The following is a 10696-nucleotide window of genomic DNA, read 5'->3' on the forward strand; positions in this document are numbered from 1 at the left end:
ATTCGGGTGGCGGGGAGCTCAGCGGCCGGGGCCGTAGAGGCCGAACCGCAGGCTCGGGTCGCCGGGGGTCCAGGTGTTGTGGAACTGGGAGCGCTCGCCCATCTCCTTCACCCGCTCCAGCAGGCGTGAGCCGAGTTCGAGCTGGGCGGGCTCCCACTTGCGCAGCGCGGCGGTGATGTCGCCGTCGGAATCGGTCAGCGCGCCGGCTAGCGCCCAGGCATCGGCGGCGGCCTTCGCAGTGCCAGCCGCAGCGTGCGGGCGGGCGGCCGATGCGGCGTCGCCGAGCAGGGCGATCCGGCCGTCGGCCATCTTCGCCGACCGGACGTCGGAGACCACTTGGATGTAGGGCTGCTCGGTGGCGGTGACGACCTCGGCCGCGGCCGGAGCCAGCAGCTGCGCGGCGGTCGCGCGCATCTCGTCGACGTAGCGGTCCTGGACCTGGCCCGGGTGCAGCGACACGGTGCCGGTGAAGCCGCGTTTGTCGATCACCATTTCGGCCAGCTCGCAGCCAGCCGGGACGTTGCGGTACCAGACGTAGTTCATCAGCCGGTCCCGCGGCCCGGTCCCGGTCTCGCCGGGGATCGGGTAGAGCGTGATGTGCGAGTGCGGGACGACGCTGTAGGAGATCGCGTTGCCCAGCAGCGAGCGGACCTCGGCGGGCAACTGGTGCTCGGGCACGGTGCCCCGCCAGCCGACATAGCCGGAGTACTCCATTTCGGAGGACGGGTCGAGCAGCCGGCGGCCGATCGAGGTGATCCCGTCGGCGAACACCACTAGCTCGGCCTGCGCCTGTCGGCCGCTGACGAACCTCACAGTCGCGCTGTCGGCGTCCTGAGAGACGCCGCAGGCGAACTCGCCGAGGTGGTAGTGATCGGTGCCGAAATCGGCTAGCAGTGCGCGGTAGAAGGTGCCCCAGGAGGTGTAGGTCCAGCGGCGCCGGTCGCGGTGCACGATCTCGTTGCCGGACCCCAGGTACTGGACGTACTCGGTGGAGGTGGACAGCGTCGAAGGGTTCTGGTCGCTGCGCTCGGCGAACCAGCGGACGGTGTCGGGCTGCAACACGATGCCTCCGCCACGGCCGTCCAGTGGGGTCGGGGTGCGCTCGAAGACGTCGACCTCAAAACCGAGGTCACGCAGTAGCAGCGCGGTGGTGAGCCCGCCGATGGAGCCGCCGATCACGGCAGCGCGGGCACGGGTCTCGGGGGACATCAAAGACTCTCCTCGGAACGGGCTGCGGCGCCCGGCACAGGGTCCGGGACGTGGGCCGGGTTGGACGGAAGGGGCATGCCACGGGTCTCGGGAGCGAACACCAGCCCGATCGCGCCGAGCAGGCCGACCGCGACCACACAGGTGGTGGCCAGGCCGAGGTCGCCGCCGAACCAGGAGGCGGCGATCACTCCAGCGATCAGCGGGCCGGCTGCGGTGAAGTAGCGGCCGATGCCGTTGTAGAGCGCCATGCCGGTGGCCCGGACCGACGGTGGGAACAGCTCCGGGCCGTAGACCAAGATCCCGGACAGCGCGCCGTAGAGGCCGAACCCGGCGACCGGCACGACCAGCAGGAACGTTCCCCATCCGGGTTCGAACGGGAAGAGGAATCCGACGCTCGCGGCGGAGATCGCGAAGCTGGTGAGAAACGCCCCGCGGCGGCCGATCTTGTCGGCGAGGAAGCCCCAGGTGGCGTAGCCGAACACGCCACCGGCGTTGAACAGCATCGAGGCGATCGCGACGCGGGAGTTCGCCACATCCGGGGACAGCTCGGCCGCCGCGGCGGCCTGCCGGATCACCTGCGGGTACCAGGTCGAGACGCTCCAGAACGCGACCAGCGAGCCGGTGGCCAGTGCGGTGCCGACCAGGGTGGGGCGCAGCAGCGGCGGGGTGAGCAGCCGGATCAGCACGAACCGGTCCTGCTCGGTGCACTGTCCGCTGGCCCGGCGGGCGCGGCGGGCAGCGATCATGCCGCGGATCTCCGGCGGCTCCGGGACGTGCTTGCGGATGAAGTACACCAGCAGTGCCGGCAGGACGGCGATGCCCATCATCAGCCGCCAGCCGTAGCCACCGAGGATCGCGTAGGACAGCGCGGCGATGAAGAAGCCCATCGCGTAGCCGGACATCATCACGCCGCAGGCGCGGGCTCGGTAGCGGTTGCGCCACACCTCGGCGACCAGGGCGGCGCCGACCGGCGCCTCCACTCCGGAGCCGAGCCCGGCGACGAACCGCAGCACGCCCAACTGCCACCAGGTGTCGGCGAAGGCGGCTAGCGCGGTGAACACCGCGTACGTCACGATCCCGGCGGACAGCACCCGGACCCGGCCGAAGTAGTCGGCGAGGATCCCGAACAGGATCCCGCCGGTACCCCAGCCGAACAGGAACAGCGCGACGGTCAGGCCGCCGTAGAGGCCGATGGTGCTGGCGCCGGGCTCGATGCCGCTGTGCGGCAGCAACTCGGTCATCGCCGGGCCGAGGATCAGCGAGTACAGGCTGCCCGCGAACCCGTCCAATGCCCAGCCCATCGTGGTGCCAGCCAGCACCAGCCATTGAGTGCGAGTGATGACGGTGCGCCAGGTCCCCGGCGCGAGATTGGCGGAATTCGACATGTACGGCTCCCTTGCCGGAGGTCGAACGTGCTTCGAGAAATCAGTTGAGGCGACCCGGGGCGTCGGAGCCGTACCAGTCGACGTCGTCACCAGCGGTACGCGCGACGACGGTCTTGAGCCAGGTGAAGTCGTCGAACGACTCGGTGCCCGCGTCGCGGCCGGTGCCGGATTCCTTGATGCCGCCCCAGGGCAGCGACGGTTCGAGCCGGTGGTGGTCGTTGACCCAGACCATCCCGGCCTGGAGCCGGTCGGCTACCCGATGCCCGCGGGCCAGATCGCGAGTCCAGACGCCCGCGCCGAGTCCGAACCGGTTGTCGTTGGCCTTAGCGATCGCATCGGCCTCGTCGTCGAACGGGACGACGACGGCGACCGGGCCGAAGATCTCCTCACGGGCCACCCGCATGTCCATCGTGGCGTCGGCGAGCACGGTGGGGCGGACGAAGAACCCGCCGTCCAGCGGTGCGGGCAACTGCGGGACACCGCCACCGGCAGCGACCCGGGCGCCCTCGGCGCGTCCGGCCTCGATCAGGTCAAGCACCTTGTCTCGCTGCACCGCGCTGACCATCGGGCCGATCTGGGTGGCTGGGTCCGACGGACTACCGATCCGGATCGCGTCGGCCCGACGGGCCAGGCCCGCAACGAACTGGTTGTAACTCGCACGCTGCACCAGGAACCGGGACCCGGCCACGCAGGACTGCCCGGCCGCGACGAACGCGGCGAACGCGGCGCCCTCGGCGGCGACGTCGGGATCGATGTCGCCGAACACGATGATCGGGGTCTTGCCACCGAGCTCGGCGGTCACCCTGGCGAACCGATGCGCAGTGGCGACAGCGGCCGCCCGCCCGGCCTCGGTCCCGCCGGTCAGCGTGATCTTGGCGATGTCCAGGTGCCCGGTCAGCCGCTCACCGACCTCACGGCCTCCGGTCACCACGTTCACCACACCGTCCGGGATCCCGGCCTTCGCCAGCAACTCGACCATCGCCAAAGTGGACAGCGGGGTGGTCTCAGATGGCTTCACCACGACGGTGTTGCCGGTGGCCAGCGCCGCAGACAAGCTGCGGGCCAGGATCAGCAGCGGATGGTTGAACGGGGTGATGATCCCGCAGACGCCGAGCGGGGCCCGGCGCTGGTAAGTCAGGTACGGGCCGTCCGAGGGCAGCACCGCATCCCGTTGGGCGGCGAGCAGGCCGACGTTGTAGCGAAACCACTCCGGCACCCGCGACAGCTGCGCGCGGGTCTCGGTGACCGGGCGACCGTTGTTGCGGGTCTCGAGCCTGTAGAGATCCTCGGCGGCTTCCTCGACGACGTCCGCCGCACGCAGCAACAGCCGGCCGCGCTCGGTGCGGGTGAGCGCGGGCCACGGGCCCTCAAGAAACGCCGCACGGGCGCGGGACACCGCCGCGTCGACCTCAATGAGGGAGCTGTCGGTGACGGTCCGGATGACGGCCCCGGTGGCGGGGTCGATCACCGGGCGGTCGAAGCCCCTGAAGGGCTGCGGGTGGGCAGGGGACGAAGCAGTCGTCGTCGACATTCCGGCCCTTTCTGTAGCGATCGGCGGAGGGGTCACTTCGGAGTTTTGCTCAGGCTGGCAGCCGATCGCTATGTCACTGGAGACATAAAATAGACAGATAAAATGTCCTTTGAAACACTCATCCTCATGGAGGATGAGCATGAGTTGCGCGCCTGGTTGACCGCGATTGGCACACTGACCTCGGCGGTGAACTCTGGCCGCGGGCTGAGCGACGTCCTCGACCTCGTCGCCTCAACCGCTCGCCAGCTACTTGAGCTGGACTTCTGCGGCGTGCTGGTACCCGACGTCGAGGAACGTAATCTGGTGATCGCCGGGTCGAGCGGGCTGTCGGCAACCTATGTGGCCCGGATCAACTCCGATCAGCCGGTCCGGCTGGAACCTGACGCCCGCAGCGGCGCGCCGTCCAGTCGTGCCTACCGCTCCGGCCGACCCGCCGCGGTCAGCGACATCTCCCGCGAGCCGGGATTCATCTGGGGCGGTGTCGCGCACGACCAGGACTACCGTTCGATGCTGTCGGTTCCGCTTGTTACGGCCTCCGGCGTGATCGGCACCCTGAACAGCTACCGCTCGGAGGTGCACGAGTTCGACGCCGAGGAGACCAGCTGCCTGCAGCTGCTGGCCGAGCACGCCGCGATCGCGATTACCTCGGCGCGGCTGGTCGAGGACTTGCGCGAGCAGCACGAGCTGGTGACCCGCTCGGAGCAGATCCACGAGCGCCTGCTGCGGGTGGCGGTCCGCTCCGGCGGGATGCCCGGAATCGCCGCCGCCCTGCACGACCTGCTCCACACCGCGGTGCTGCTGCAGGACGCGCGCGGCGAGGTACTGGCCGCGGCCGGTCCGGCGACCGAGCCGCCGGTCGCAGGCTGGCCAACGGCCGCCCCAACACCGGGAACCGAGCTGGTCCGCAAGCAAGACGGCCACGTCGTCGCCGATGTCGTGCTCTCCGGCGAGGTCCCGGCCAGGGTGTGGTTGCCCGGCTACGCAGGTCATCTGTCCACTGTGGATCGTCGTGCGCTGGAGCACGCCTCGGTGGTGCTGTCGCTGGAGCTGCTGCGCCGGCGCACCGCGCTGGAAGTCGAGCAGAACCTGCGCGGTGAACTGCTGGCCGAGCTTCTCGGCGGCGCCGACCCGCGTGCGAGCGCGCTGAGCCACCGGGCCCGGCTGCTCGGCCACGACCTGGCGCGTTCGCACTGCGCACTGGTCGGGCAGATCAACATTACCGGCCAAACCAGCGCGGACCAAGCCCGCCGTCGCGCCACCGAGGAGGCAAACCGGCTGGCGTCCACCATCAATCCGCGTCCACTGGTGGCCCAGCACCGAGACGTCATCGTGGCGCTGTGGCCGGTCTCGGCATCCGGGCCGGCAGCCGGCCCGGATGCCGCCGAAGCGCTGCGCCGAGCGCTCTGCACAACCGTCGGTGTCACCTCGGCCACGGTCGCGGTCTCCGAACCCACCGACCGCCGGTTCGCCGAGGCCTGCCGCACCGCCCGAGGCGCACTCACCGTCGCCGAACGCGACGAGCGCATTGGCGGCGTCGTCACCCTGGATGGGCTCGGCGTGGCCGGCCTGCTGCTCCAACTCGACGACCCGGCGCCTCTGCGGGGCTACGCAGGCCGCACCCTCGGCCCGCTGGTCCGGCATGACGAGCAACACGGCACCTCGCTGGTGGCGACCCTGCGCGCGCACTTGGCCCACCGACTGGACCGACAGGCGACCGCGCAAGCGCTCATCCTGCACCCCAACACGATCAGCCAGCGGCTGCGCCGGATCGAGACGCTGACTGGGCTGGACCTGCGCGACCCGACGGCGGCCCTGGAGGCCCGCTCGGCCCTGATGGTGCTGGACGTGGCGCACGGCTTGTCTCGGCGCGACCCGTGGACTGATTGAAGCGGCGTCCAATTCGCGATGCCCCACAACAAGGTTGGGGGGAGCTCGACGCGGCAAGAGCACACATCATGCCTGTGCGATGGACGGCGGGGGCAAAGTCGTGTTCTCTCAGAAGGCGGCCAACGACCAGGCCGCGATCGAGCAGCTCATCACCCGCGTGGCCAAGGCCGCACCGAGGTGCGGTGGGCGGTCGATCTGACCAGCAACGCCGCCGCACTGCTGCTCGCGGTGCTGGTCACCACCGGCCAGCGGATGGCCTACGTGCCCGGGCCGGGTGGTCAACCGTATGACCGGGTGTTCTGCGGCGGGGCCAAGTCCGATGCGTCTCGCGGGAATGCGCTGAGCCGGCGGATCGAAGACTTATCCACAGTGGAACTCCGATTGCTCAGGTGGGGAGGCGGCAGCGTGGCGGCGTGCGACCAGGTCTCGGTGCCGGCGCAGCGTAGTGGGTGGCAACTTAGTGGAATCGCTGTCAACGGGAGCATTTTGTACTGCGGGTTCTCGGTTTTCGCTGTGCGCTTGCGTCGTGAGCGGTTTCGGGCGCTATAGCCCCGAAAACCGCGCACGGGCCACCTCGGAAAGCTCATCGGCCCAGATGAGAAGCCTGCGGCTGGCCAGGGAATCTCCGGGCGCAACGACCGTGGTGATCGCGCGAGAGGGCCCAGCAAGCGGACGTTCGCGGCAGTCGGCCAGCCCAGGCCCGTGTCCGGGACAGAGGCCAGCCGGTGCGTGGCCAGGTCAGCGTGGACGCCGAGGGCTACGTGCAGGTCTAGCAGCCCACCACGCACACCGGGATCCCCGGCGTGTTCGCCGCAGGCCACCTGAGGGAAATCCTCGCCTTCGCCGACCACTGGCGCGAGGTCTCCGAATCGGACCCGAAACTATTGAGGCAGGCTCCTCGGTTGCACCGAGGCGAGCAGACGTCGCGGCGTGCACACCCCACACCGCGACGTCGCTGTCCTGAGCGGGAGTCATTCCCTGGCTGCTAGACATTTTCCCCGATTCCCATGCGTTGTTGGGTTTCTTGAGCGCGTACCGCCGCGGCGCTGGCACCGTAGTGGCGGGCCATCGCATCCGAGCTCCAGCCCAGCAACAACATCAGGTCACCGGTGTCGCCGTCGGCGAGCTTCCACTGGTGGGCGTAGTTGTGGCGTCGTCGGTGGGCGTGAACGCCGGCCACCCCGGCACGTTTTCCTCGCCTCTTGAGCATGATCTTGATCCCGTTCGCCTGAAGCGCCTGGCCCCCGCGTTCGGCCAGCCAGAGGCTCGGCGACTCCGCTCCGGAGCGCTTCGCCCGGGCGCGCAGGTATCGACTCACCGCCCGGGCTGTCTTCGGCCCAAACCGAACGCGCCGAAACTTCCCGCCTTTCCCCAGGAAAACGACCGAATCGGTGGCCATGTCAATATCATCGGTTGTCAAACTCGCGACTTCCGACAACCGTGCTCCTGTGCCGTAGTAGATACGGATGATCGCGTGGTCCCGCAGATCAGCGAACGTCTTGCCATTACAGGAATCGAGAATCTTTTTGGTTTCCTGATCTCCCATCACGGGCACCAGCTTCGTGGGCTTGCTGGGGGCCCTGACCCACTCCGTGGGGGAGCAGTCGATCTTCTCCTCGTCCTCGGCGAGCCACTTGAAGAACTGCTGCAGAACCTTGTGCTTGTTCACCGCCGTGGCCGCCGAGCGTGTCTCGATCATCCACGACTCGAACTCCTCGATGTGGGCTCGCGTCGTCTCCGACGGATCTACAGCTGCTGCGGTTGCGTTGTCACCTGGCAGATGCTCAGCAAGAAACCGAGCGAACTGCACTACCGCAAGCAGGTAGTTGTAGCGCGTTGTCTCGGGACGGCCAGAGGATCGCAGGGGCTCCGGTCCCAGTCGATCACGAGATGGCGCCAGGCCGGGGCCAGCCCCGTTGTCAACCTCGTCAAGTCCATTGCGCGACGCCGAAGGCCAGTTCTTGTGCGGGCGCAAAGACGGAGTCGACCTGCGCGAGCCGTTCGTAACGGACCTGATGAATGCCGAGGCGGGACGGATGAACTCTGCTCAAGCGTTACTTCGGCCGGATGAGAGCCCTATTTATTGATAGGGAACTCAAGGGTGTGATCTTCGTTGGTCTGGCGGGATCGCTGGTGTGCGGGATGCGCGGAGGTTATCGCCTGAGGTGCAGGAGGATCTGCGGCGTAGGGTGGTCGCGGCGGTGCATGGTGGGATGAGGCAGGTCGAGGCGGCGCGGGTGTTCGCGGTAGCGCCGCAGTCGGTGTCCGGATGGGCGCAGGTGTGGCGGAAACAGGGTTCGAAGGGTCAAGCACGACCAGCTCGCCATTGCGGTGCCGGTTCGCCCGGCAGCCGACCTGATCGACCTACTCGCTTCGTGCGGCGTGAGTTGTCTCTACGAGGCGAAGCCAGGGCATTCCGATCGCGTCCGGGCGGCCTGAAGGTGTCATGTCGTTCTTCCTGAAGCGCAGGGCGGTCGGTGACCGGGCGCGTGGGGCATTCGCGCCCGGTCACCGGGGAAGGGCTGGTGCGGCGGAGGCCGGGGGAGGCGCTGCACCGGCCCGGCTTGGGGAGGTCAGGTCTCGTGAGTGATCCTTCCGGTAAGAACCGGAAGGATCACTCACGAGCGTTCAGGCACACAGGTGGTGCCGCCCGGTGGGCTCCTCCCGGGGCGCCGAGCTCGCCTCGGTCGGGTGTGGGGATCCCGGTGGTCTGTGGGGGTGTTCTTGTTCCGCCCGGTGTCTTCGTTGCGGGTTTCGGCTTCGATGCCGGCTATGAGGTGCCAGACCGTGTAGGCGGCTTCGCCGCCGCCTCCGGCGTGCTGGCCGGATCGAGAACGCGAGGGCTGTTGCGGGTAGCTGGGTGGAGAATATGGCGAAGATCAGCAGGGTGAACAGGACGAACGTGCCTAGCTGGGCCCAGGACATCGGTGGTTCTCCTTCGGTGGGGCGAAGGGTGGTGCCAATTTCGCGAGAAATTGACGTTCACCCGGGTGACGGTCAATTTCTCGCGAAATTGCGCCCTCCTCGGGTGACCACAGGCGGGTGGTGAGGGTGTGCCGGCAGCGCATGCGGGTGTCCTCGCGGATGCAGTCCCATTTCGGGCCGGTCGTGCTCCGCCGCGTTCGGCTGGGGTGGTGTGGACCCGCAAGGCGGTGGCCGAGTTGATCCGGGCGCGCCATGGCGTCGTGTTGAGTTTGCGCACCGTCGGCGACTCTCTGCGCTGTTGGGGTGTGTCGCTGTAGAGACCGATCCGCAGGCCTACGAGCGGGACCCCGAGGCCGTGTGCTGGTGGCTGGAGGAGGACTATCCGGCCATTGTCGCTCGCGCTTGCCGCGAGGGCGCGGTGATCGTGTGGCTGGACCGGACCGGGATCCGCTCGGATGCCGCAGTGGGCCGAACCTGGGCACCGGCCGCCCGGACACCGGTGGTGGGCAAGACCGGGGAAACGGTTCAGCGTGAACGCCATGTGCGCGATCGGTAACAAGGGGCGAGCTGTACTTCACCGTCTACACCGGGTCGTTCAACGCCGGCGTGTTCGTGCCGTTTCTGGACCATCTGACCCGTCACCTGGACCGTACGGTCCAGGTGATCGCCGACGGTCATCCTGTCCACCGCCGCAACACCGTCCGCAAGTGGGTGGACGATCACGCTGCGGCGATCGAGATGCACTTCCTGCCCGGATACAGCCCCGAGATCAACCCCGACGAGATCCAGGGGTGCCGACCTCAAAAGGACCATGACCACCGGCACAGCACCGAAAACCCGCGACGAGTTGAAACAAGCGGTCCGCTCCTTCCTCCACCGGCTCCACAAGCCGCCTGACCGAGTCCGCTCCTACCTCGGCAAACCCGACGTCCGCTACGCCGCCTGACATCACACATTTGTCCTACGAATCAATAGTTACCCACTCGTGACCTGCATGCTCTCGTAGCCAGGCGCGTTAGCGTCAGCTTGCGGGTCATGACTGGTAGTCGAAGGGGTCGAATGGCTGCCATTCAACGCAGGTCGGCCGCTGGCCGGTGGTCGTGAACTGCCGCAGCGCGTTGCGGGCGATGTCGATCGGCACTTCGGCACCCGGACGCATCACGTGAACCACTCCAGTGCCGCTACGTCACCACGAACGCCGACCATCATGCAGTCGGCGTTCCAATCTTGCGGGTCCTTGCTGAAGGTCCAGTAGAACCCGGTCGGGTGATCAGTCTGTGCAGCGCCGAGCTCGATCATTTGCCCAAACAGGGTGTCCACGTCCAGTTCAGGGGACACGGTGAAACCCTCAGTGCGTAGGACTTCGGGCACCGTTGTGATTGTCATCGTTCGGCCTTCCCGTGGTACGCATGGGAGAACGGTTTACCTTGCTGCGTGGTCCCGTGCACGGTCAACGTGTGCCCCTTGGGTAAGAACTGCTCAACCGCCTGGTGACACCCCGACCACTGGCCGGGTTGCGAGCCGCCGCAGGGTACATGGTTGATCACTAGTTCACTGCTCTGCCTGCCGCGCTGGATCATATATGCGGCGACTTTCGATTCGACGTGTGTGCTCAGCCTCTCCGCAATCCGGCCAGGTAGGCCGACTGAACGTGCCCGCTCCAATACTGCGGCCGTCCACGTCCCGTCTCGGCCGGACGTAAAGGCGGGGCGGGGGCGCCGCTATGTTGAAGGTCAGCAGGCACGGACACAGGGTCAGC

13 protein-coding genes and 2 pseudogenes are annotated in these 10696 nt (G+C 68.0%); 8 read left to right on the forward strand and 7 right to left on the reverse strand.

What is annotated here, in order from left to right:
* Nucleotides 1-18 precede the first annotated feature (18 nt).
* Genes FDZ84_RS24315 through FDZ84_RS24325 form a run of 3 tightly spaced genes read right to left on the reverse strand, consistent with a single transcriptional unit; the run spans nucleotide 19 to nucleotide 4125 of the window.
* The gene (locus tag FDZ84_RS24315) at nucleotides 19-1209 is read right to left on the reverse strand and encodes an FAD-dependent monooxygenase (RefSeq protein WP_168587784.1); all 1191 of its coding nucleotides are present in this window, start codon (nucleotides 1207-1209) and stop codon (nucleotides 19-21) included.
* Complete coding sequence (locus FDZ84_RS24320) at nucleotides 1209-2594, reverse strand: MFS transporter (RefSeq protein WP_210435083.1); 1386 nt, start codon at nucleotides 2592-2594, stop codon at nucleotides 1209-1211. Before FDZ84_RS24320 ends, FDZ84_RS24315 begins: the two co-directional genes overlap by 1 nt.
* A 40-nt stretch (nucleotides 2595-2634) precedes the next feature.
* Complete coding sequence (locus FDZ84_RS24325; protein ID WP_210435084.1) at nucleotides 2635-4125, reverse strand: aldehyde dehydrogenase; 1491 nt, start codon at nucleotides 4123-4125, stop codon at nucleotides 2635-2637.
* A gap of 102 nt (nucleotides 4126-4227) precedes the next feature.
* Here FDZ84_RS24325 and FDZ84_RS24330 point away from each other — a divergent pair, with 102 nt between their 5' ends.
* From FDZ84_RS24330 to FDZ84_RS40915, 3 genes are all read left to right on the forward strand, one after another.
* Nucleotides 4228-6012 (forward strand): GAF domain-containing protein, encoded by a 1785-nt coding sequence (locus FDZ84_RS24330; RefSeq protein ID WP_246868385.1) that lies wholly within the window; start codon nucleotides 4228-4230, stop codon nucleotides 6010-6012.
* A 79-nt stretch (nucleotides 6013-6091) separates the two neighbouring features.
* Nucleotides 6092-6211 carry a hypothetical protein gene (locus FDZ84_RS40910; RefSeq protein WP_371812666.1) on the forward strand — a complete coding sequence of 40 codons (120 nt, stop codon included), beginning with the start codon at nucleotides 6092-6094 and terminating at the stop codon, nucleotides 6209-6211.
* On the forward strand, nucleotides 6190-6561 hold the full coding sequence (locus tag FDZ84_RS40915; RefSeq protein ID WP_371812667.1) for a hypothetical protein: 372 nt from the start codon (nucleotides 6190-6192) through the stop codon (nucleotides 6559-6561). Before FDZ84_RS40910 ends, FDZ84_RS40915 begins: the two co-directional genes overlap by 22 nt.
* A gap of 436 nt (nucleotides 6562-6997) precedes the next feature.
* Here FDZ84_RS40915 and FDZ84_RS24340 read toward each other — a convergent pair whose 3' ends face one another.
* A complete protein-coding gene (locus FDZ84_RS24340; RefSeq protein ID WP_246868386.1) occupies nucleotides 6998-7822 on the reverse strand; it encodes a tyrosine-type recombinase/integrase in 825 nt (274 codons plus the stop codon).
* A gap of 379 nt (nucleotides 7823-8201) precedes the next feature.
* Here FDZ84_RS24340 and FDZ84_RS40920 point away from each other — a divergent pair, with 379 nt between their 5' ends.
* The 5 genes and pseudogenes from FDZ84_RS40920 to FDZ84_RS40085 all read left to right on the forward strand — a co-directional run bounded on the left by FDZ84_RS40920 (nucleotide 8202) and on the right by FDZ84_RS40085 (nucleotide 9883).
* The gene (locus FDZ84_RS40920; RefSeq protein ID WP_371812668.1) at nucleotides 8202-8474 is read left to right on the forward strand and encodes a hypothetical protein; all 273 of its coding nucleotides are present in this window, start codon (nucleotides 8202-8204) and stop codon (nucleotides 8472-8474) included.
* A gap of 690 nt (nucleotides 8475-9164) precedes the next feature.
* Entirely contained in the window at nucleotides 9165-9254 is a 90-nt protein-coding gene (locus tag FDZ84_RS40925) for a hypothetical protein (RefSeq protein ID WP_371812917.1), read from the forward strand.
* Entirely contained in the window at nucleotides 9236-9493 is a 258-nt protein-coding gene (locus FDZ84_RS24350; protein ID WP_168584121.1) for a hypothetical protein, read from the forward strand. The genes FDZ84_RS40925 and FDZ84_RS24350 overlap by 19 nt, the downstream gene beginning before the upstream one ends.
* Nucleotides 9494-9504: 11 nt before the next feature.
* Nucleotides 9505-9711, forward strand: a pseudogene (locus FDZ84_RS40930) (transposase); the annotation flags it as partial.
* A 37-nt stretch (nucleotides 9712-9748) separates the two neighbouring features.
* Nucleotides 9749-9883: a hypothetical protein gene (locus FDZ84_RS40085; RefSeq protein WP_256413559.1), complete on the forward strand. Its 135-nt coding sequence runs from the start codon at nucleotides 9749-9751 to the stop codon at nucleotides 9881-9883.
* Between the two features lie 87 nt (nucleotides 9884-9970).
* Here FDZ84_RS40085 and FDZ84_RS24360 read toward each other — a convergent pair whose 3' ends face one another.
* From FDZ84_RS24360 to FDZ84_RS40935, 3 genes and pseudogenes are all read right to left on the reverse strand, one after another.
* Complete coding sequence (locus FDZ84_RS24360) at nucleotides 9971-10096, reverse strand: Imm1 family immunity protein (protein WP_256413772.1); 126 nt, start codon at nucleotides 10094-10096, stop codon at nucleotides 9971-9973.
* The gene (locus FDZ84_RS24365) at nucleotides 10096-10275 is read right to left on the reverse strand and encodes a hypothetical protein (RefSeq protein ID WP_168587787.1); all 180 of its coding nucleotides are present in this window, start codon (nucleotides 10273-10275) and stop codon (nucleotides 10096-10098) included. The genes FDZ84_RS24360 and FDZ84_RS24365 overlap by 1 nt, the downstream gene beginning before the upstream one ends.
* A 44-nt stretch (nucleotides 10276-10319) precedes the next feature.
* Nucleotides 10320-10625 (reverse strand): annotated as a pseudogene (locus tag FDZ84_RS40935) (DddA-like double-stranded DNA deaminase toxin); the annotation flags it as partial.
* Nucleotides 10626-10696 lie beyond the last annotated feature (71 nt).

This window comes from Saccharopolyspora sp. ASAGF58 (assembly GCF_012277335.1).
GTDB classification, from domain to species: Bacteria; Actinomycetota; Actinomycetes; order Mycobacteriales; family Pseudonocardiaceae; genus Saccharopolyspora; species Saccharopolyspora hattusasensis.